The sequence below is a fragment of the Nitrosopumilaceae archaeon genome (genome assembly GCA_035631875.1).
Classification (GTDB): Archaea; Thermoproteota; Nitrososphaeria; order Nitrososphaerales; family Nitrosopumilaceae; genus TA-20.
Genome location: DASQHX010000009.1, coordinates 76,059 through 98,719, shown reverse-complemented (window position 1 = coordinate 98,719; position 22,661 = coordinate 76,059). Strand labels below are relative to the sequence as shown.

General features: G+C 36.1%; 19 protein-coding genes and 1 tRNA gene. 11 read left to right on the top strand and 9 right to left on the bottom strand.

Features of this window, described 5'->3' with window-relative positions; all coding sequences use genetic code 11:
* Positions 1-45: 45 nt before the first annotated feature.
* The 4 genes from VEU72_02585 to VEU72_02570 all read right to left on the bottom strand — a co-directional run bounded on the left by VEU72_02585 (position 46) and on the right by VEU72_02570 (position 3,609).
* Complete coding sequence (locus VEU72_02585; GenBank protein HYL66021.1) at positions 46-867, bottom strand: PEFG-CTERM sorting domain-containing protein; 822 nt, start codon at positions 865-867, stop codon at positions 46-48.
* Positions 868-939: 72 nt separating this feature from the next.
* Entirely contained in the window at positions 940-1,815 is an 876-nt protein-coding gene (locus VEU72_02580) for a PEFG-CTERM sorting domain-containing protein (GenBank protein ID HYL66020.1), read from the bottom strand.
* Between the two features lie 66 nt (positions 1,816-1,881).
* Positions 1,882-2,442 (bottom strand): PEFG-CTERM sorting domain-containing protein, encoded by a 561-nt coding sequence (locus VEU72_02575; protein ID HYL66019.1) that lies wholly within the window; start codon positions 2,440-2,442, stop codon positions 1,882-1,884.
* Between the two features lie 261 nt (positions 2,443-2,703).
* On the bottom strand, positions 2,704-3,609 hold the full coding sequence (locus tag VEU72_02570) for a PEFG-CTERM sorting domain-containing protein (GenBank protein HYL66018.1): 906 nt from the start codon (positions 3,607-3,609) through the stop codon (positions 2,704-2,706).
* A 170-nt stretch (positions 3,610-3,779) separates the two neighbouring features.
* On the opposite strand from VEU72_02570, the gene VEU72_02565 reads away from it, so the two are divergent.
* From VEU72_02565 to VEU72_02535, 7 genes are all read left to right on the top strand, one after another.
* Positions 3,780-4,031 (top strand): DNA-directed RNA polymerase subunit H, encoded by a 252-nt coding sequence (locus VEU72_02565; protein ID HYL66017.1) that lies wholly within the window; start codon positions 3,780-3,782, stop codon positions 4,029-4,031.
* Positions 4,031-7,378 carry a DNA-directed RNA polymerase subunit B gene (locus VEU72_02560; GenBank protein HYL66016.1) on the top strand — a complete coding sequence of 1,116 codons (3,348 nt, stop codon included), beginning with the start codon at positions 4,031-4,033 and terminating at the stop codon, positions 7,376-7,378. Before VEU72_02565 ends, VEU72_02560 begins: the two co-directional genes overlap by 1 nt.
* Positions 7,378-11,172, top strand: a complete 3,795-nt coding sequence (locus VEU72_02555) for a DNA-directed RNA polymerase subunit A' (GenBank protein HYL66015.1) — start codon at positions 7,378-7,380, stop codon at positions 11,170-11,172. The genes VEU72_02560 and VEU72_02555 overlap by 1 nt, the downstream gene beginning before the upstream one ends.
* Positions 11,165-11,485: a ribosomal L7Ae/L30e/S12e/Gadd45 family protein gene (locus VEU72_02550; GenBank protein ID HYL66014.1), complete on the top strand. Its 321-nt coding sequence runs from the start codon at positions 11,165-11,167 to the stop codon at positions 11,483-11,485. The genes VEU72_02555 and VEU72_02550 overlap by 8 nt, the downstream gene beginning before the upstream one ends.
* Positions 11,486-11,561: 76 nt before the next feature.
* Positions 11,562-12,020 (top strand): NusA-like transcription termination signal-binding factor, encoded by a 459-nt coding sequence (locus VEU72_02545; protein ID HYL66013.1) that lies wholly within the window; start codon positions 11,562-11,564, stop codon positions 12,018-12,020.
* A gap of 4 nt (positions 12,021-12,024) precedes the next feature.
* On the top strand, positions 12,025-12,462 hold the full coding sequence (locus VEU72_02540) for a 30S ribosomal protein S12 (GenBank protein HYL66012.1): 438 nt from the start codon (positions 12,025-12,027) through the stop codon (positions 12,460-12,462).
* 2 nt (positions 12,463-12,464) lie between these two features.
* Positions 12,465-13,064: a 30S ribosomal protein S7 gene (locus VEU72_02535; protein HYL66011.1), complete on the top strand. Its 600-nt coding sequence runs from the start codon at positions 12,465-12,467 to the stop codon at positions 13,062-13,064.
* 27 nt (positions 13,065-13,091) lie between these two features.
* Here VEU72_02535 and VEU72_02530 read toward each other — a convergent pair.
* Together VEU72_02530 and VEU72_02525 are read right to left on the bottom strand one after the other, a co-directional pair.
* A tRNA-Gln gene (locus tag VEU72_02530) sits at positions 13,092-13,195 on the bottom strand.
* Between the two features lie 32 nt (positions 13,196-13,227).
* Positions 13,228-13,548, bottom strand: a complete 321-nt coding sequence (locus VEU72_02525; GenBank protein HYL66010.1) for a hypothetical protein — start codon at positions 13,546-13,548, stop codon at positions 13,228-13,230.
* Between the two features lie 35 nt (positions 13,549-13,583).
* Between VEU72_02525 and VEU72_02520 the strand changes: the two genes are divergently transcribed.
* Complete coding sequence (locus VEU72_02520; protein ID HYL66009.1) at positions 13,584-14,291, top strand: YkgJ family cysteine cluster protein; 708 nt, start codon at positions 13,584-13,586, stop codon at positions 14,289-14,291.
* Here VEU72_02520 and VEU72_02515 read toward each other — a convergent pair.
* Genes VEU72_02515 through alaS form a run of 3 tightly spaced genes read right to left on the bottom strand, consistent with a single transcriptional unit; the run spans position 14,288 to position 20,933 of the window.
* The gene (locus tag VEU72_02515) at positions 14,288-15,295 is read right to left on the bottom strand and encodes an NAD(P)/FAD-dependent oxidoreductase (protein HYL66008.1); all 1,008 of its coding nucleotides are present in this window, start codon (positions 15,293-15,295) and stop codon (positions 14,288-14,290) included. The genes VEU72_02520 and VEU72_02515 overlap by 4 nt on opposite strands.
* A 54-nt stretch (positions 15,296-15,349) precedes the next feature.
* Positions 15,350-18,223, bottom strand: coding sequence for a leucine--tRNA ligase (leuS, locus tag VEU72_02510; GenBank protein HYL66007.1), 2,874 nt, complete (start codon positions 18,221-18,223; stop codon positions 15,350-15,352).
* 4 nt (positions 18,224-18,227) lie between these two features.
* On the bottom strand, positions 18,228-20,933 hold the full coding sequence (alaS, locus tag VEU72_02505) for an alanine--tRNA ligase (protein HYL66006.1): 2,706 nt from the start codon (positions 20,931-20,933) through the stop codon (positions 18,228-18,230).
* Between the two features lie 79 nt (positions 20,934-21,012).
* Here alaS and VEU72_02500 point away from each other — a divergent pair, with 79 nt between their 5' ends.
* The 3 genes from VEU72_02500 to VEU72_02490 all read left to right on the top strand — a co-directional run bounded on the left by VEU72_02500 (position 21,013) and on the right by VEU72_02490 (position 22,650).
* Positions 21,013-21,519 (top strand): hypothetical protein, encoded by a 507-nt coding sequence (locus VEU72_02500; GenBank protein HYL66005.1) that lies wholly within the window; start codon positions 21,013-21,015, stop codon positions 21,517-21,519.
* A 101-nt stretch (positions 21,520-21,620) separates the two neighbouring features.
* A complete protein-coding gene (rpl12p, locus tag VEU72_02495) occupies positions 21,621-21,923 on the top strand; it encodes a 50S ribosomal protein P1 (GenBank protein ID HYL66004.1) in 303 nt (100 codons plus the stop codon).
* Between the two features lie 88 nt (positions 21,924-22,011).
* Positions 22,012-22,650, top strand: coding sequence for a trimeric intracellular cation channel family protein (locus VEU72_02490; GenBank protein HYL66003.1), 639 nt, complete (start codon positions 22,012-22,014; stop codon positions 22,648-22,650).
* Positions 22,651-22,661 lie beyond the last annotated feature (11 nt).

Below are 22,661 nucleotides of genomic sequence, written 5' to 3'. Positions count from 1 at the left end.
TAATGAGTATTTATGTATTAATAAAACAAAAGTTGACTTGGAGTTTTAGTATTTTGGCATGAATCTTAACCCAGTCTTTGCAGATACAGCAATTATGGATATAATTGCAATTGCAAGTACTAGCATTGCTATTGGGCCAAACTCTGGAACTATTTGTGTGCCAATGATCTCTATGTCCTGATCTCCTTGCAGAAATTGTATTGTTAATGTTCTAAAACTATTGTTTGTTTCTTCACCTGATGGTTTTACTTCTGCACCATCAATTAAGACAATAAACGAATCATCTTGTCCATTACTAGTTTTGGCATCAATCAATGTTCTTGGAATTTGTAGTACAACAGTTCCGTCACTAGTGGAATTTAAAGAGACGATTAGGGAAATGCTTTGAGGATCTATGGTCATATCTTTTACCATCCCGCCACTGATGGTATAATTTACACTAAATGTTTGTTGACTACTGGGATCTTTGACTATGAAGTAATTACTTACTGGAGTTATGGAGCTAGCAAAAATAAAGGTTGTCTGTGCTGTAACCGTAGGACCGTATTGCACCTTTACTGTATATGTTCCACTGGATACCCATAATGGACCTTTAGCTTTAATGTTGGTATCTGAATAAGTACCATCTTGTGAAACATCAATCTGATCTACATTAACCAAATTACTATTGGCATTGAAAATCTGAATGGTTATAGGGGTTCCTGGCACAACAGCTTTTACAACTCCGGAAATCACAATAGAATCATTAATAGTATAAGATGATTTGTCTGTGGTGACTGTAATATTAGGAGCTGTTTGTGCAAAACTTGGGATGCACCAAACTGATAAGACAAAGAGTGCAAATATTGGAAAAACAAAATAACGCATAACAAATTTGATCTCTACGTGTATATTTCCTTTACTATGATTAGATCTAAAAAATGAAAAAAATTGAATGTTCTAGTATTTTGGCATGAATCTTAACCCAGTCTTTGCAGATACAGCAATTATGGATATAATTGCAATTGCAAGTACTAGCATTGCTATTGGGCCAAACTCTGGAACTATTTGTGTGCCAACGATCTCTATTTGTCCAGCTCCTACAGTAAATGGAATTGTTACTGTTCTTGTATCAGAGGTAGTTGTTTCTGTAGCAGTGTCTTTTTCTTCACCATCTACTAACACAACAAAGCTTTGATCATTGTTGCCGTTTTTTGAATCAAGTACTGATCTTGGAATGTTAAGTATAATTTGTCCATCATCGTTAGCTTGAATGTTCACAGTCAAGGTTTTTGATGCGACACTAAGAGTTCCACTTAACACAGTGCCACCGTTGATGCTGTAGGGTATGCAGTATACTTCATCATTTAGTGTGGCTGCAAGTTGATTTGAATCACAACTTATTGCACCGCCGCCAGGAATCGTAAACTGGACTTTAGCTGATGTCCCTTGTTGGTTTCCATATTGGGCAAAAATTGTGTAAACTCCACTTTTAGTCCATAATGGACTTGCAGTGGTCAACTTCGTTCCAAAATCGCCATTGTTGTCCAATGTTAGTTGACTGACTTGAACAATACTTCCAGAAGGATCACTTACTCGTAAGGTGATCTGTTGACCTGGGTAAGGATTTCTTACATGACCACTTACCATGATGATGGAGTTGTGATCATATACTGCCTTGTCTGTCGACACTGTTAATGGAATAGGTATACTTTCACCAGGCAATGGATTGGATGTTCCCGAAGGAAGCATTTGCCATTGTGCAAAAGCTGGAACCACTCCCACAACAGCTATTGTGGCAAGAATAGCGATCAGCGCGTATTCTTTATTACTCATCTTGTTTGCGATTTAGTCGGTATCACTATTTATGTATATTTAAAAAAATGAAAAAAATTGAATGTTCTAGTATTTTGGCATGAATCTTAACCCAGTCTTTGCAGATACAGCAATTATGGATATAATTGCAATTGCAAGTACTAGCATTGCTATTGGGCCAAACTCTGGAACTGCTGGTGGTTGTGCTGGTAATGTACCGGTAAGCTCAACCTGAACGCTGTTGGTTCTGGATTGCTCATCGCCCTGTTGGACATAAATTGTGTATGCTCCATTTTCTGTCCATATTGGACTACTAGTGTTTAATTTGGTTGTGAAGTCACCATTGCTATCAACAGTTAGTTGTGCAGCGCTTACAACATTTCCAGATGGACTAGTTACTTTCATACCTACATCTTGACCAGGATATGGGTGATCTACATGACCACTTACCATGATGATGGAGCTGTGATCATATGTTGATTTATCCGTAGTTACAGATATTGGCAGAATTGGTCCGCTGGCAGTAAGAGGGTTGTAAGTTGCCTTCGGTAGACAATCTGGTGGACAGTCTGCAAAAGCTGGAACCACTCCCACAACAGCTATTGTGGCAAGAATAGCGATCAGCGCGTATTCTTTATGAGTACTCATCTTGTTTGCGATTAGGAAGAATGGATATTTATGTATATTTAAAAAGACTTTGATACCTGATAGGACATTTTTGTTCCTCTTACCGATCTGGATATAAAATCAACATACAAAACTTTCAATTTGATTTACTTGCGTTTTGTATTGTAATCCATTTATTTCCTTCAATTTTGATACTGTGAGTTCTGATATCACGTTAGAAACAGAAGAGTTTGGGTCCTTGAAGGTAATAGAATTTTAAAAAAATGAAAAAAATTGAATGTTCTAGTATTTTGGCATGAATCTTAACCCAGTCTTTGCAGATACAGCAATTATGGATATAATTGCAATTGCAAGTACTAGCATTGCTATTGGGCCAAACTCTGGAACTATCCATGTACCAATGATCTCTATTTGTCCAGTTCCATCAGTGAATGGAATTGTTAGAGTCCTGTCAGTAGTTGTTTTTGTTTCAGTAAATTGAGCTTCTTGACCATCGTTTAAGACAAAGAATTGATCATCTGTTTGATTATTTATCTTTGCATCTATCAATGCTCTTGGTAGATCTATAGTTAATTGTCCATTCCCTGTTGTTTGTATTGATACTATCAATGATTTAGATGGGATATCAGCCTTAATTCCAAGCACTTTACCATTTGTGATGCTATATGTAACTGAAAAGTCAGTACCATCCACTTTTATGGTGTTTCCTGATGGTCCGCTCTGTCCAGAACCAGTAAACTGGAATGTTGTTTTGGCCGATCTATCTTTACTACCAAACTGTACATCTACTTCGTAAGTACCAGCAGATTGCCACAAACTACTCCCACCAACTGTGATCGTTGTACTGTATGTTCTATCACTTCCGAGATCTACTTGAGCTATCTGCACAACATTTCCAATAGGATTTCTAACTATAACTGAAACTGGTGTACCAGAAATGTAGTCTTGTGTTGTTCCTGATATGGTGAGTTTGTCTCCATCGTTATACGATGTTTTGTCTGTTGTAACGGTAATTGGTACTCCTGTTGTGGTTGTAGGATTTTGTGTACCTGCAAGTATGGGATTCTGGTACGGATTTTGCGTCCCTGTAGAATTTGTATTTGTAGAATTGTCTGCAAAAACCGGAATAGTCGCTGTTGCAGCAACCAGAATTGCAAGTAATGCAAATCCACTAAAACGAGTACTCATCTTGTTTTTGGATTATTTTTTCACTATTTAAGGTTGCGAAAAAAATTATTGACAAGAAACAGTAAATTTCAAATCCCGCTAATTACATATATATTAACCTCTCGGCTGAAAATTCATAGTTTGTGGATTAATTGTTCATTTACAGCTAATGTTAGAAGGAGCTCTTTAACATGATAACTAAAAAAGATCACATCCTAGTTCCAGATCATATCTATGTTCCAAAACATGAGATAATGACAAAAAAAGAAGCTGAAGAAACACTAGAAAAATTTCATACAAAACCTACTGAAATGCCACTTATTTATGTAAACGATCCTGCCATCAAAGGCTTGGGAGTAAAACCTGGTGATATGATTAAGATAACAAGAAAAAGTGCAACTGCTGGTGAGAGTGTCTATTACAGATACGTGGTGGAAGAGTAATGGCAAATATTTCAAATAAACGTTGGCCAATAATTCAGGACATATTAAAAAGAGAGGGTATAGCTCGCCAACATCTTAATTCATATGATGAGTTTTTGGAAAGAGGTCTTCAAAGTATAATTGATGAAGTTGGACAAATAGAAATTGAAAGCGCAGAATATCCATACAAAATTCAACTTGGTAAGCTAAAACTACAACAACCAAGAATGATGGAACTTGATGGTTCTATAACACACATAGCTCCTATGGAAGCAAGACTGCGTAATGTTACATACGCATCTCCAGTAATGCTTGAGGCAAGTGTTGTAGAAGATGGAAAAATTCTAGAATCAAGATTTGTTCACATTGGTGACATGCCAGTTATGGTACGATCTAATGCTTGCCTTTTGCATAACCTCTCTGATCAAAAACTTGTAGAACATGGTGAGGATCCAAACGATCCTGGTGGATATTTTATTATAAATGGATCAGAACGAGTGATTGTTGGACTAGAAGATCTTTCTTACAATAAAATTATAGTTGATAAAGAAACCGTTGGAGGTAACACTGTCTTCAAAGCTAAAGTCTATTCATCTATTGTTGGTTATCGCGCAAAACTTGAACTTGTAATGAAAAATGATGGTTTGATAGTTGCAAAAATTCCGGGTTCACCTGTTGACATACCTGTAGTTACTTTAATGCGAGCTCTAGGACTTGAATCTGATAGAGAAATTGCAGCTGCAGTTTCACTTGTTGATGACATTCAAGATGAACTTGAAGCATCATTTGAAAAGTCAGGCGATGTACCAACTGCAAAGGATGCGATAGTATACATCAGTAAGAGAATAGCGCCTGGAATGCTTGAAGAATTTCAGATAAAGAGAGCAGAAACTTTGCTTGACTGGGGACTTTTACCACATCTTGGAAAGCATCCAGATAATAGAAAGGAAAAATCACAATTTCTGGGCGAAGCAGCTTGCAAATTAATTGAATTAAAACTAGGCTGGCTTACACCTGATGATAAAGATCATTATGGAAATAAGGTCATAAAATTTGCGGGTCAGATGCTGGCAGATTTATTCAGAACTGCTTTTAGAAACTTGGTTCGAGATATGAAATATCAACTTGAACGTTCTGGACAGAAAAGAGGAATTAATGCGGTTGCAGCAGCAGTAAGACCAGGTATAGTTACTGACAAACTAAATAATGCAATTGCAACAGGAAATTGGGGAAGAGGCAGAGTAGGAGTAACCCAGCTTTTAGATAGAACAAACTATCTTTCAACAATTAGTCATCTTAGAAGAATTCAATCTCCTTTGAGCAGAAGTCAACCAAACTTTGAGGCACGAGATTTACATTCAACACATTTTGGTAGAATATGTCCAAGTGAAACCCCTGAGGGATCAAATTGTGGACTAGTCAAGAATCTGGCTCTTTCTGCAATAATATCGGTGAATGTTCCATCAGAAGATATTATTGAAAAACTCTACGATCTTGGAGTGACTTATGTTTCAGATGCAAAAGATGAGCTAAAAAAAGAAGGAACAAGAATTTTTGTTGATGGAAGACTAATTGGATATTATAAAGATGGACAAAAGCTTGTAGATTCATTACGTGAGCTAAGAAGAAATTTCAAAATTCATCCTCACATTGGAATATTTTTGTACCAGTCTGATATTGAAGGTTCTACAAAAAGACTTTATGTAAACTGTAATGCAGGAAGAGTTCTACGTCCTTTAATCGTAATAAAAGATAACAAACCGCTTTTAACACAAGAACTCATAGATAAGGTAAGCAAAAAATTCCTTTCCTGGAGTGATCTTTTACACATGGGGGTAATTGAATTAGTGGATGCAAATGAGGAAGAAAACTGTTACATTGCAATGGATGAAGAGAATGTAAAAAAACATACTCATATGGAAATATTCCCATCTGCAATTCTTGGAGCTGGCGCATCTATAATTCCATATCCTGAACATAATCAATCTCCAAGAAATACATATGAATCCGCCATGGCAAAACAAAGTCTTGGTTTTTCTACCCCGTTGATGAATGCAAGTACATATGTGCGACAGCATTTCATGTTATATCCTCAAACTCCAATCGTAACAACAAAAGCGATGGGACTTTTAGGATTAGAAGACAGGCCTGCTGGACAAAATTGTATTGTTGCAGTACTACCTTTTGATGGTTACAATATTGAAGATGCTATAGTTTTAAGCAGATCATCTGTAGAAAGAGGACTAGGAAGAACTTTCTTTTATAGAATCTATGAAGCAGAAGCGAAACAATATCCTGGAGGAATGAGAGATAACTTTGAAATTCCAAATGCAGAAGCAAATATTCGTGGTTTTCGTGGTGAAAAAGCTTACAGATTGTTAGAAGAAGATGGCGTAATTGCAACTGAATCAACAGTTCAAGGTGGAGATATTTTGATTGGAAAGACAAGTCCACCAAGATTCATGGAAGAATATAGAGAATTTGAGGTAAAAGGACCATATAGACGAGATACCTCAATCGGAGTAAGACCATCGGAGAATGGTGTTGTTGATACCGTTGTCATGACTCAATCACACGATGGTGGCCGGATGTATAAGATTCGAGTTAGAGATGTCAGAGTTCCGGAAATAGGTGACAAATTTGCATCTAGACATGGTCAGAAAGGAGTTGTAGGTTTACTTGTAAATCATGAAGATCTACCATATACAGCTGATGGAGTTGTTCCAGACGTATTAATTAATCCACATGCATTTCCATCTAGAATGACTGTTGGAATGTTTCTAGAATCAGTGACTGGAAAAGCTGCAGCACTTAGAGGCACTAAAATGGATGGCTCTGCATTTGTAGGAGAAAAATTGGAGGATGTCAAAGGAGTCCTAGAATCTGCAGGTTTCAAATATTCTGGAAAAGAAATGATGTATGATGGAAGAACAGGAAAAGCATTTCCTGCCGAAGTTTTCATTGGAGTTGTATATTATCAAAAACTTCACCACATGGTTGCAGATAAGATCCATGCTAGAGCAAGAGGACAAGTACAGATGCTAACAAAACAACCTACAGAAGGACGTGCACGTGGAGGCGGTTTGAGATTTGGAGAAATGGAAAGAGATTGTCTTATTGCATACGGTGCTTCTATGATGTTAAAGGATAGACTGCTTGATGAATCAGACAAGGCCGATATTTATATCTGTGAAAGATGTGGGCTAGTCTCATATTATGACATCAAACAACGACGCTTTGTTTGTAGAGTTTGTGGCGATAAAGCAAAGGTGACATCAATTTCAGTAGCCTATGCATTCAAGCTCTTGTTACAAGAAATGATGAGCTTAGATGTTGCTCCAAGACTCTTGATAAAGGAGAAGGTATAATGGCTCTTGAAACAATAAAGATAATCGACGGAATCAAATTTTCCGTTTGGTCACCAACAGAAATTAGAAAGTATTCTGTTGCAGAAATTACTGCTCCAGAAACTTATGATGAAGACGGGATGTCTGTACAAGGTGGACTAATGGATGGACGGCTTGGAACATTAGAACCAGGACAGAAATGTATTACATGTGGCAATACTGCTGCAAGGTGTCCTGGACATTTTGGTCACATTGAACTTGCCGAACCTGTCTTACATATAGCATTCATTGATAATATCTACAAACTTCTTTTGACTACATGCAGATCCTGTGCTAGACTGAAAATTCCAAAAGAGGACCTGGAAGAATATCATAGAATACTGAACAAAGAGGCAGCATATACGGTAATATCTGTAAAACATATACCAGACCAAATTATTGAAAAAGCAAAAAAAGAAAAGACATGTCCGCATTGTGGCAAATCACAATATGATATGATCTTTACAAAGCCGACAATCTTTATTGAAAAGACGGAACTTGGTGAAAACAGATTACTGCCAATAACAATTAGAGAAAGATTCTCTCACATGATTGATGATGATTTGAAACTTTTGGGATATGATCCTTCCACTGCAAGACCAGAATGGTTTGTACTCCAAGTTCTACCTGTACCACCTGTAACTGTAAGACCATCAATAATTTTAGAAACAGGAATTAGATCAGAAGATGATCTAACACACAAACTTGTTGACATAATAAGAGTAAATCAGAGATTAAAAGAAAGTAAAGAAGCAGGAACTCCTCCACTTATTGTTCAAGATCTTGTTGATTTGTTACAATATCATACAACAACATATTTCGATAATGAGGTTTCTGGAATTCCACAAGCTCATCACAGATCAGGTAGACCGCTGAAAACTTTAACACAAAGACTAAAAGGAAAAGAGGGAAGATTCAGAGGCTCACTTTCTGGAAAAAGAGTAGACTTTTCCAGCAGAACTGTGATTTCACCAGATCCAAATCTTGACATTGCTGAGGTTGGAGTCCCAGAAGCTGTAGCAATCAAACTTACAATACCTGAAGTTGTTACAGAATGGAATATTGAAAGACTAAAGAGACTTGTGATAAATGGTCCAAACAAATTCCCAGGAGCAAATTATATTGTAAGACCTGATGGAGTAAAGATTAGACTTGATTTTGTTGAAGACAGAGAAACAATTGCAAACAACATCGAGATTGGATATCTCATAGAAAGACATCTGTCAGACGGTGACATTGTCATGTTTAACAGACAACCATCTTTACACCAAATGTCAATTATGGGTCATTATGTTAAGGTCTTACCAGGAAAAACTTTCAGATTACATCCATCGGTATGTCCTCCATACAACGCTGACTTTGATGGAGATGAGATGAACTTACATGTACCACAAAGTGAGGAAGCTAGAGCTGAAGCAATTCTTTTGATGCGTGTACAGGATCAGTTGATCTCACCAAGATATGGAGGACCAATCATTGGAGCATTACGAGATTTCATCACAGGAGCATATCTATTAACAAAAGATGACACTACACTAACACCAGAATACTTTGCAAATCTTGCAATGATTGGAGGATACGATGGAACTTTTCCAGAACCTGCAATTAAAAATAAAAACGGTCAGTTTTATACTGGAAAACAACTATTCTCACTTTTCATGCCAAAAGACTTTAACTATGTAATTACGTCAAAGTGGTCTAAAGGAACCAAAGGTCCAACAAAAGATGTTGTAATAAAAAATGGTCAGTTAATCAGTGGTGTAATTGACAAAGCATCAATTGGTGCTGAAGAACCAGATAGTGTTTTGCATAGAATCACAAAAGACTATGGATATGATGAAGCAAAGAAGTTCCTAAATTCTATTTTGGTAATGCTAAAACAATTTATCACACATTATGGTTTTAGTTATGGCTATTCTGATCTTGAGCTTTCAACAAAAACAAAAGAAAACATTCTAGGCGGAATACAAGAAACATACGACAAGGTTTATGATCTTATCTCCCAAGCAAAGAAAGGAACTTTGCAGCTTAGTAGAGGTCTTTCTGCAGATGAAGCATTAGAAGCATATATTGTAAATGAGCTTTCAAAAGCAAGAGACAAGGCAGGAAGCACAGCTGACAAGTCTTTTGATGAAACAAATGCTGGAAGAATTATGGCTACAACTGGTGCCAGGGGCTCATCTCTGAATATAGGACAGATGGCTGGTGCCTTAGGTCAGCAATCAATCAGAGGAAAAAGAATCAACAAAGGATACAACAATAGATCTCTTCCACACTTTAAAGAAAATGATACTAATCCAGATTCGAGGGGATTTGTAAAATCAAACTATCGTGAGGGTCTTTCTACATTAGAATTTTTCTTCCATGCAATGGGAGGGCGTGAAGGTCTTGTAGATACTGCAGTTAGAACCCAACAAAGTGGTTACATGCAAAGAAGATTGATCAATGCACTTGAGCACCTTAAGCTAGAATATGATGGAACTGTACGAGATCCACATGGTCATATTATACAATTCTTATATGGTGAAGATGGAATCGATGTCGCAAAAAGTGATCACGGTGAAGCATTTAGAGTTCAAAGATTAATAGAATCTGAAACAATTATTGACATTGGTAAAAAAGCAACAAAGGAAGAGATAACAGAACTTTCCAAGAAATACACAAAGACATTCAATCCACGATTAACACACGCAGTACACGATGCCTTACTTGAATCAAAAATAAGCAGAGACGGTGTTGAAAAAGTTTGCAAGAAGGCATTAGAGTTGTATGATGATGCCAAAGTAGAACCGGGGCAAGCAGTAGGTGTAGTAACTGCACAATCTATTGGTGAGCCTGGAACTCAGATGACACTAAGAACATTTCACTTTGCAGGAATTAGAGAAAGAAATGTAACACTCGGTCTTCCAAGATTAATTGAACTTGTTGATGCACGCAAAAAACCAGTAACACCAACAATGGACATCTATCTGGAAGAAAACTACAAAAAATCAAAAGAAAAAGCAATCAAAGTTGCACGTGAAATCTTACATACAAAGGTTAGTGCACTTGTATCAAGCACAGAAACTGATTATTCCACAAAAATCAAACTGAATCTAAATACTGACAAGCTAAAAGAAAGGGCTTGTACCATAGCTGATGTTGAAGAGGCATTACAATCATCAAAAAAGAAATTTGAAATTGAAACTAACGGTAATTCCATTACACTAACACTTGCTGAAGAATCAGATGCTCAAACAGTTCTTGCAATGAGAAATAAAATTCTTGGTACCAAAGTAAAAGGGGTAGCTGATGTTGAAAGAGTTACTATAGTGCAACAAGACGATGAATGGGTAATACAAACATCTGGTTCTAACATTGCAAAGGTGTTTGAAATTGATGGTGTTGACAAGAAAAATATACGCACAAACAATGTCTTTGAAATTGCAAGTACACTAGGAATTGAAGCTGCACGTAACGCACTGATAAATGAGCTTAGCTCAACACTTGAGGACCAAGGTCTTGAAGTAGACATTAGATATCTTATGCTTGTTTCAGATTTGATGTGTTCTAGAGGATATATGCAACAAATTGGAAGACATGGAATTGCTGGAACAAAGACAAGTGTACTTGCAAGAGCTGCATTTGAAATTACTGTTCCAACCATTGCAGAAGCTGCATTGGCTGGAGAAGTTGAACAACTAAAAGGTGTGACAGAAAATGTAATTGTTGGTGGAAATATTCCTGTAGGAACTGGAACCGTGGATCTTTACATGAAGGTAGTTGAAGATGGCTAAACTTCTAGAAAAAATAATCAAAGATGCCATGGATGACAAAAAGTGTTCTCTAGGTGCAAAAGAGGTAATTGGTTCAATGAAAAATTCTAAATTGATAATTTTATCTCAATCTATTCCAAAGAATACACTTCAAAAGATACAAGAGACTGCAACAAGCTCCAAAGTTCCTACTTTGAATTTTAAGGGCTCGTCTGTTGAACTTGGAAGGCTTTGTGGTACGCAATTTAGAATCTCTGCACTTTCGCTTAAAACTTTGAGTGAAACAAATCTCAAAACACTTTTGAAAGAAGTGGAAGAGGAGATACAACAATAAATGTCTTATTTTTGCATAATTTTTTATGAAGATTTAAATGTCCCACGAAGAGATCGATTTTAAAACAGGCATAGAAATGACGGAAACAATCAAACTAACAACCGACCAAATTAAACTGATGTCGCTATTTCAAAACGTAACTGGTGCAACAGCTCGTGATTGTATTGAAGATGAAAAACTTGATAGAGTAATCTTTGTTGTAAATCCAGGTAAGATGGGTCTTGCAATAGGCAAGGGTGGTTCCACAATTCGAAACCTACAAAACGTAGTAAAAAGAAATGTTGAACTTGTGGAATATTCTGATGATCCTGCAGATTTTCTCAAAAATATGTTAAATCAAAAGCTTGTATCTGAAGTTAAAATAAACAAAAGACTTGATGGTTCTATGCAAGCAATTGTTATGGTTGATGCAAAAAAGAAAGGTATCGTAGTTGGTCGTGAAGGTCGTAACGCTGAGAAGGCAAGACTACTTGCAAAAAGATACTTTCAAATTTCCAGTGTTCTAATACAAAGTCCAGAAAAAATAATGGAATAAAAATATGGCAAAATCACCACTCGGTCTATTTTCAGGAAGAGTTCTAAAAGATAAAAGAAAGAAACAACGTTGGTCTATTGGTACTTATAAAAGAAGAAATCTTGGCCTTGACAAAAAAGCAAGTCCATTAGGTGGTGCACCACAAGCTCGTGGAATTGTTTTAGAAAAAGTAGGTATTGAAGCAAAGCAGCCAAACTCTGCTGTTCGAAAATGTGTTCGTGTACAACTCATAAAAAATGGAAAGACTGTTACTGCATTTTTACCAAGAGACGGTGCTATGAATTTTGTTGATGAACATGACGAAGTACACGTAGAAGGAATGGGCGCATCCATGGGAGGAGCAATGGGAGATATTCCTGGTGTAAGATGGAAGGTATTCAAGGTAAATGGAACTTCACTCAAAGAACTTGTATATGGTAAGAAAGAAAAACCAAGGAGATAGAAATGACAGAAACTGCAAATCTTTTACTTTTTAGGAAATGGGACCTCTCAAAAATAGAGATTAAAGATCCCGGTTTAAAAAATGCTATATCGGTAAACAAAATTATAATGCCCTTAACTTTTGGTCGTTCTGCACTAAAGAGATTCAACAAGGCTGAAGTTAACATAGTAGAAAGACTTGCAAACAAGCTTTTACACTTTGGAAAAAGATATGCAAAAAACACAGGTAGGATGGGTGGAAAGAAAACTCGATCAATAAACACTGTCAAAGCAGCACTTGACATTATGTTTCTCAAAACAGGTAAAAATCCAATTGAGGTTCTTGTACGAGCAATTGAAAACTCTGCTCCAAATGAAGATACTACAAGAATAGTTTATGGTGGTACTGTTTATCATGTGTCAGTAGATGTTGCACCTTTACGAAGAGTGGATCTTGCATTACGATTCATTGCGGAAGGTGTAAGGGACGCATCATTTTCAAATCCAAAAGCAATCGAAGAGAACCTTGCAGAACACCTTATTCTCGCAGCAGCAAATGACATGAATGCTCCTTCTGTGAAAAAGAAAAATGAGCTTGAAAGAATAGCTATGGCCTCTAGATAGGCAATTATAATTTTATCAAAGATAAAGTAGCCCGAGGCAGATTCGAACTGCCGTCCCCAGGTTTCCTCTCGTAAGATCCAGAGCCTGGAATCCCTAACCCAAAATTTGTTTGGCCACTAGACTATCGGGCTACCGACACGACTTGGAATACCTGAGAATATAATTATTTGGTGTTTGTTTCCCGTACTGCTGTTGCATAATCACAATCAGCTTTGAGTCTCATATATGGAATTAATCTGTAATGAATTGAATAAAGATCGTTTTCCTTGTAAAGAATTCCTTTTAACAAAAGTGATACAAAACCACCAGCAATTTTTGATGATGGTATTCCAAATTCTTTACAAACTGCATCACGTTTTTTTTTGTATTGTGATGTAGTAAAACTAATGTTGTTTAATTCTAAAATCAAGGGCCACATCACTTTTTCCCATACAAATCGTCTGTTTTCGGTAGCAGATGCGTACTTGCCTTTTTCCCTCAACATTAATAACGTTCAAAGTTGTGCTTGTAATTTATTAGTTGATGCGAAAGGAACTTGAGGAATCACTTGAACTTTTATCAAAAAATTGGGAAATAAATCCAATCATACGGGATTTTATTCTAGGAAACAGAAGTGATGTTTCTGATTTTGCTATCAAAGTAAAAGATGTTGTTTTTCATATTCCATATATTGCAAAAGCAGAAAGTTATGTTCTCTGGAAATGTTACTGGCCTGATTGCCATAATTGCTGTGACAGACAAGGCAGATTACCTCTTACATCAAATGATCTAATCACAATTGCAAAGGGACTAAAGTACCAAAAAGTTACAGACTTTATAAAAAATGACACTAACATTGCTACTTGGGAAGAAAGAGGCCCATCTGGAAATAATATAACAATGACCATGATAAACCTGAAACGAAAAGAAAATGAGACAGAGGAAGATGATGGAACCCATATCTCTTGTAGATTTTTGGATGAGAAAGGTTACTGTGGATTGCATCCAAATAGACCTGGAGTCTGTTACCTCTATCCGTTTTCATCTTGGCTTGAAAATGAAAAAGGCAGAGCTCGTGTTCATGCAAGCTTTCAGTTTACCGGCGACTGTCCGGGTTTTTATCTTTCAAAATCAATTGATGAAATGAAGAGTGTTCTTTTGGAATATTCTAAAATGATATATGATTATAACATGAATTCAAACAGAACGGTGCGAGAAAATTTTGGATCTGTTACTATGGGGTTCTAGGCCTTTGCAACCTTCATCATATCTGTCATTTTAATTTCCATACCAAATCTCTGTTCATTTTTTTTCATGTATCTATAAATTGCAATAAGATCTGCAAAGTGCTTTATCGTACTAAATTTGCTGTCCATTTTATTTCTGACAAATGCAAGTACCTTGGAGTATATGGCAAACTTTTCAAGTACTTGCTGTCTGTATCTTTCATTATTACCAATATTCTCGATAAATATGTCCGCACAGGTCATGCTTGGTATGATGCCTTCTCCTAAAAGTGGGTAAACAGTTCCAATCGATTCACCGACACCAACAACCTTTCCATGATAAAATGGTTCGCACATATCAGGTGTAGCAAGACGAATTGGTCTTCCAACTGTTTTGAGTATTTTTCCACCATATTTTTTAAAAAATGCATCAGTTACTTCAACATGTTTTCTGTTTTTATCGCCAGCACCAATATGTGCATGTTTTTCCCCTAATGGAAAATACCAAAAATATCCACTAATTGAAGAAAATGGCTTAAGGTAAAAGTCGTCAAATGGCACTTTGTCTTCATATTCTACCTTGTATTGGTATGTTGGCAGATGAAAATCTTGAGCAAGTCTTGGAAGATACATTCTGTAAAATCCAGTTGCATCAATTATGAGATCAAATTCTGATTCTAAATCTGCAAGTTTTGGTGTGGTACCATAATTGATCTTACATCCTTTTGACATGTCTTTGATAAGACCAATTTTGTCGTAGGTACAAAGACCCATCAATTTGATGTTGAATCTGTCTGAATTCATGTCAATGTACATGTTTTTTCCGTCATGAATTATGTAATCGTTAAAATCGAGATTACATTTTTTAGCAAATTCTTGCATTGGTCCGCGAGTTGTGCCCCAAGCACATATGGAATCATGATTTTCTTGTGTGGATCTTTCAAAACCAACTACTTCATGTTCATTTTTCAATCTACCAAGAAGATATCCACCTGCAACTCCAATGCCAACAACTGCTATTTTCAATTGAAGCTTATTCTGAAAATACCTAATAAAAAGATGTGCAGTATTTTTCTAATTCTATTCTATTAATATTGCAGGCTTGAATGGCCTTGCAGTACGTGCCTTGTTTTTGGGATCATATTTTTGGGTATCTGATTCACCAAACACTTGTACCTCCACACCGAATTCTTTTTGGACAAGTGAATTAATTTCTAAAAGAATTTTCTTCTCATCAACAAGACCTGACTTTGCTCTGGATTTTCTTGATTCTACAGGTTCTGATAATATATCATTAACAGTTTTTTTGACAAAATCGGGATCTTTTTTTACATTTTCTGTATCCTTGTCTGCAATTAGAGATTTTATAAGAATTCCAATATTCATCTCACCTTTGATAACACTTGAAAGAATCTTTTGGTATGCCTTTGTCTTCCATGGGTCTGAAGTATAAATGATGATTCGTTTTGGTGAAATTTTGGTTACTTTGAGAATGTTCTTGATATCTTCCAATGTTGATTTGAGAAGATTTTCTGATTGGAGTGCTACGGCATCAATCTTGTTTTCATGAACTAATGGCCACAACGATTTTGAAACAATTCCAGAATTTCCTAATTTATTCCACATCTCTTCTGCAACATGTGGTGCAAAAGGAGAAAGCATGGATACTCTAGCAGAAAAAATTTCATGTAAGATACCAGATGTATTTTTTCTATTCTTTGCCTCTGTTCTCTTTAGATACCATTGCATGTCTGAATCAAATTCGTACAGTACATAATGCAAGGCTTCACGTAATCTCATTTTTTCCATAGCTGATGTAATTTCAAAGATAAGCTGTTGCAGTCTACTTTGTAGCCATCTGTCTTCTTGTTCTTGATTGTTGAATTGGCCTGCTTTGTATTTGGTAGATTCGCCCAACATGTTTTCAAGCTTGTTTTTAATTCCTCTAACTGCTTCCAAATTAAAATCGGCATCCTGCAATAACTCTGCAGAAATTAAGATAGCTAATCTAATTGGGTCAGCTCCATGTGTTCTAATTGCATCCCGTAATGGAATTATGTTTCCCATTGATTTTGACATTTTTTTTCCTTCCATCAAGACAGAACCATTTACTACTATCTCTTCAGGCCAATATTTTTTGGGAAATATTGCAATATGATTAAAAACAAAGAAAGTTAGATGATTTGGAACAAGATCACGTCCTGAATGTCTTGCATTAACAGGATAAAAATACTGAAATTCGTTTCTGATCATTTCTAAAACATCATATGATATTTTAGATGATGAAGCAATTTTCTTTGAATCTCCCTCTCCAAAAAATACATAATCAAAAAACTCATCCCCAAGACTTTCTGCTACTAGTTGTTTTTCATTTACATATTTTGCCAAGATGTAGTATGCCATGTAAATTACTGAATCTGACAAACTCTCAACTATCCAATCCTTGTCCCACGGTAATTTTGTACCAAGACCGTGTTGTCTTGCACATGCCCTTTCCCTAAGCCAATCCACAACATAATTGAATTCTCCCCGTATCTCTTCTGGAAGTATCTTCATTTCATTTATCCAATGATGCGTATCATCCTTCCATTTTTTATTAGAATAATCTAGAAACCATTGATCATTGAGTAATTTTACTACGCACTCGGCGCCGCACCTACAACGGATCGGTCCATCATTTAGTTCAAATAAAATATCTGCATTATTACTTTGCAGAATCCATTTTTTGACTTCTTCTTTAGCTTCTACAACAGTTTTTTGTGCAAATTTTCCAGTGTTTTGTTTTAATTTTCCTCCGTAGAATTCTTTTGCATAAAGTTCTTTTGTTGCTTCTTCAAGTTTGGGATTGTTTTGGTCTTCTATTTGAAATCTTTCAGTAACTTCCTTTGCAGGAATCTCTCCACATCCGTCAGTTTGTATGATGGAAATTGGTAAAATCGTTCTTGCAATGGAAGCAAGATTTTGATCATTGCTCAACTTTTTAATATCTTCTAAAGCTTGATAGTCAAATGGTGCATGTGCTGGCACTGACATTACAATTCCAGTACCGTTTTCACTCTTGACAAAGCTTGCAGGAAATATTATGATCTCTTCATTTCTATCTGGAACTTTGACTTTTTTGCTTACAAGTTCAGAACCTTTTATCTCGCCTGTTATCTTGACTTTCTTATCAAGAAACTCTAGTTTTCTCGCGCATTCTGCACTAACAATCCATGTTTCATTATCTACGTTTGTAATCTTGTAAGTAACCTGTGGGTTTATCCAGAGATTTGTTACACCAAATATTGTTTCAGGTCTAAGTGTGGCAGTTGGTATGATATATTTTTCATATCTGAATTTGATGAGAATATACTCTGTAAAACTTGGTTCTACATCACCTAACGTATCATGTTGTGATACTGGATTTTGATCTTTTGGGCACCAGCCAACAGGATGTGATCCTTGAATGACCAAATTCTTACTTCTCAACTTTCTAAACTGCCATTCTATGAATTTATTGTAGACCGGATCTATTGTAGTAAACTCTCTTCTCCAGTCTATAGAGTAACCCATCTCTATCATTCCTGATTTTATTTCTTGATGGAAATAATCTGCAATTTTTACTGGCTCTGAAAACTCTACAATATTTTTTTCTGGAACTTTGTATAATGTTCTAAAGGCCTCGATTAATTCCTTATCGTTTTCTTGAACACGTCTTGCCATGCCAAGAATTGGTGTTCCTGTGTAGTGAAAGCCCATTGGAAAAAGTACGTTGTAACCACGCATACGCATGAATCTTGCATGAACATCAGCTAAAGTATAGGTTCTTCCGTGGCCTATGTGCTGTGGAGAATTTGGATATGGGTATGCTACTGTGACAAAAAATTTTTTTTGTGAGCTTGGATCTGCCTCGAAATATTTTTCATCATGCCATATTTTTCTCCATTTGGATTCTATAGATGACCAATCTGTCACAAAATCACTTTTCCAAAATAGATTGTTCAGCAGCAATTAATGCATCTTTTAGTTTGGACAAGTCTTTTCCTCCTCCTTGGCCAAAGATCTCGTTTCCTCCTCCGGAACCGCCTAAGATTTTGGAAACATCACGAACCAAATCTCCAGCCTTCTTTGTTTTTACTGCCTCTGGACCAGCAAATGCAACTATTCGTATGCCGTCGTTTTTCAAAATCAATGCACAATATATCATAGATGGATCCATCTTGATTGTTTGTTCTCCTACTGCAATATGGAATTCCTCATCCATGTCCTCGTCTATCGTGGAGTATAGTTTTACTTTACCTAGATTTTTTGCTTGGAGTATGACATTTTTTGCAGTAGGTTCTGATACTCGTTTGATTAATTGTTTTAGCTTTTTCTTGGAAGAATCTGCGTCCTTTATGGTATGTTCAAATGATTCCATTATCTTTTCTTTACTTGAGCCTAGTAACTTTACAATCTGAGAAATTTTTCTATCTTGATTTTGAGTGTATTTTATAGCAGTTTCGCCAGAAACAAACTCCATTCTGACAACTCCATCCTGAATTCTTTCTGCCTTTGTAATCTTAATGAGTCCTATCTCTCCTGTTTTTTTAACATGTGTTCCTCCACATGCTTCTACATCGTAACCTTCAATGTTTACAATTCTAACTAATTTTACTGGAACTACACCGCCTTGGTAAATTCTAAATCCATACTTTTGTTCAGCATTTCCTCGTTCAAATTCATTAATCATGATGGGAACATCTCTTCTAATAGTAAAGTTTGCCAAATCTTCAATTTTCGCTACATCATCTTCAGTCAGGTTAGAATGATGAGTAATATCTAATCTACCGTAATCTTTTTCCTTAAATGCAGAGTGTTGCCAAATCCATGATCCCAGAGTTTTTCGTGCAGAAGCATTTAGCACATGGGTACTAGTGTGATTCCTTGTTATTCCATATCGACGAGATGCATCTATTGCACATTTCACAATCTCTCCTTCTTTTAATGTGCCACCCTTAATTTCGTGAACTACGACATTTCCATGTTTATTTACATCAATCACCTCAAAGGTCCCAATCTCTCCATGATCTGGTTCTTGGCCTCCACCTCTGGGATAAAATGATGTCTTGTCTAAAACAACTAGCTTGTTTTTTATTATTTTGAGAACTCTGGCCTCAAACTCTTCTGGATCATGTTTATAGTATAATAATTCGGTATCTGGAATTCCTTTCAAGTCCAAATCTTCTTTTTTCTCTTGTTTTTCTGATTGATGCAAGTCTGATAACCTCTCATAAAATGTAGGTGGAATTTCAGAAATTATTTGGGTCTCTTTTAAAAAGTCGGGAGTTATTCCATCAGATTCGTATAATCTGATAAGATCATCTACGGTTAATTTCTTGTCTTGATTCTTTAGTGTACTTGCAATGCCTTTCATTCTTGTTTTTGATTCATTGTATCTCTCACTTTCTATTCCAATTATGGTCTTGACATCATTTCGTGTTTCTTCTAATTCTGGATATGTTGATTTTAAATAATCCACATGCATGTCAACTAATTCTTTTAGATCAAAATTCCAGCCAAACCTATCCATTGTAGCTACTGTTCTTCTTAGAATCATTCGTAAGTTGTATCCTCCACCTACATTACTTGGCAAAGCACCATCAGAAATTGCAAACACCAAAGTTCTGAGATGATCTGCAATTAGATAAATCCCTTCTAGTGGCGCTATTGTTTTATTAAACCGGATTTCATCAATTCCTGCTTGTTTTGCAGCAATTTTTCTTGCGATTGATATATCTTTTGAATCGCCAAGGCTTTTTGCTATTGATATGAAATAGTTTGATATAATTTTAGAATCAAGATCTATGCATGCTTTTTGTATGAGATTTTTTGTAATAGGACCAAAACAGCAATCATATGCAGTTGGAGTGCCCATGGTAATCCAAGCAAACCTCTCTAGGCCTGCTCCCATGTCTATTATTTTTTGGTCTAAAACAGAATAATTTTCTAGATCTCCTTGAAATTCAGTAAAAACTGCATTTCCAAGTTCTAGCCCTCTAACAAAATATTCTAATGAAGAGCCAAATGAACCACCTCCCACCCATACATCTTCTACAAAAACTATTTCTTTTTTATCAATGCCAAATCTTTCTGTTAGTAGTCGAAAATCTAGATCAACACATTTGTCTTTCCAATATCCTTGTGAATTTGGAATACTGTGCTGTCCAATCATACAAAAACTAGAAAAATGTCTTCCTGTAACTCCAACATTTTCAATGTCTTTGAATCTAAGACAAGTTTGTGGAACCACTAATGGATTTGCAGGAAATTCAAAAACAACCTTAGAACCCATAACTCTTTGAAAGTCTACAATTGATGCTATTGTAAAATACAGATCATCGCGCCATCTGCAGACAACTGGGTATCTGCTGACTGATTTGTGGCCGTTTTGCACAAAAAAAGATTCTACTTCTCTCCATGCTTGAACATAATCAAATCTTTTCTTTGTGGGGGGATTGCCAATAAATGAATAATTATTTTCAGAATCATCAGGGCAAAAGTTTTGATTAGTATCTATAGTCCAGAAATATCGTTTACATTTTGTGCATGATTTTCGTACAAATCCTTCATTTTCAAATAATGCTACTTTGTAATACCTATCAGGATCGGTAGAAAACTTTGCAAGAATTTGTTCCTTGTCCATCTTTGAGAAGTTTTCGGAATGACCGATATTAAGCATTCTGAAGCAACACATTAAATATGATCTTTTTTGAAAAGCTGCCATGTTCAATAAAAAAACATGGAAGGAAGGAGATCATGCTTTTACATCTGTACAAGACGGAGAATTTAGAAACATAGTTGTTGGGGTGGTCACAGGCGTTGAAAATTCCAAGATAGGTGTTAACGGTATTATAATAAATGCGGTTGGTCTCAAAAACAAAGTTGCTCAAAACAAAGGAGGACCGCAGTCTATAGAGCAACTAAAAAATCCAGACCCAAAAGATTGTATATTGGCTTTGATATATAGAGTAGAATTTGATAATTATACTGGTGTCTTTGACATTAACACTGATTCGGTAGTTAAAATACACAAAAGAATTCACAATGTAATTGATGGATGGGTAAGAGAATCGATTCCAGAATTGATCAATAATGTTCTTTCACTGTCTGATGGTGCAGAAAAAGATCAAGCAAAAAGAATTCTAAAGCAAAGAATGGATACTTTATACGATAAAGAATTGAAAAAATACATGTACTCTATTTGCCGCAGTCTTAAGATTCTAAACTAGTTCATTTTTTACATTTCCGAGTTTTGTATATTGGAATAATAAATTCGGTTCAATATCTACTCCATAGTTTTATATTATGCCTTTAGCAAATTCCGTTTACGATGGAATATGTATATGCCGCATTACTTTTGCACAAGCAAAAGAAGGAAATCAACGAAGCTAATATTACAAGTGTAATCAAAGCTTCAGGAGCTGCAGTAAACGAAGCACAAGTAAAGGCACTTGTAGCAGCACTCGCTGACGTAAACATTGATGAAGCTATCAAAGCAGCCCCAGTAGCAGTAGCAGCAGCACCTGCCGCAGCAGCCGCATCTGGTGGAAAGGAAGAAAAGAAAGAAGTAGAGACACCATCTGCTAAGACCGAAGAACAAGCAATGGAAGGCCTCTCTGCATTATTTGGTTAGGTACGTCATTTTTAAAACTCCCTTTTACATTTTGTTCTTTGTTTAGATCTCTAAACATTATTTACCATATGATACAACTAACTGTGATTTGACTGAACTATCCCCATCGATTTCTACTCTTATTTTGGCACTCGATCTTTTTGGAACAATGGCGTTTGCTGTTACTGGAGCATTCAAAGCCATTGAACACAAGGCAGACATTGTAGGGATAATAATTTTAGCTACAATAACAGGTGTAGCGGGTGGAACTATCAGAGATGTGATGATAGGTCATTTTCCACCTCATTCCATTTCAAATCCGTTGTATGTGGTAATTACAGTTTTAACGGGAATTGCCATATTCTTTCTATATCCAAGAATACAGAAACACTGGAATCTGTTTTTAAAATTTGATGCCTTGGGGCTAGGAGTATTTACAATAATTGGTGCAACATTTGCGTATGATGTTTTTGGACTAAACTTTCTTGCAATGGCATTAGCCGGAATGCTTACTGCAGTTGGGGGAGGAATCTTGAGAGACATGTTTGTAAACGAAATTCCAATAGTGTTTGTAAAGGAACTTTATGCTTCTGCAAGTTTTGTAGGTGTTGTAACTTTCTTTATTCTTCTAAGCGTTAATGCAGAACCAAACATAGCTACATTTGCTGGAATTGCAACTTCCACAATACTTAGACTTGTTGCAATGAAGTATAATTGGAATCTGCCAAAGGTACGAGAAAAACTGTAATTCTTTTTAGG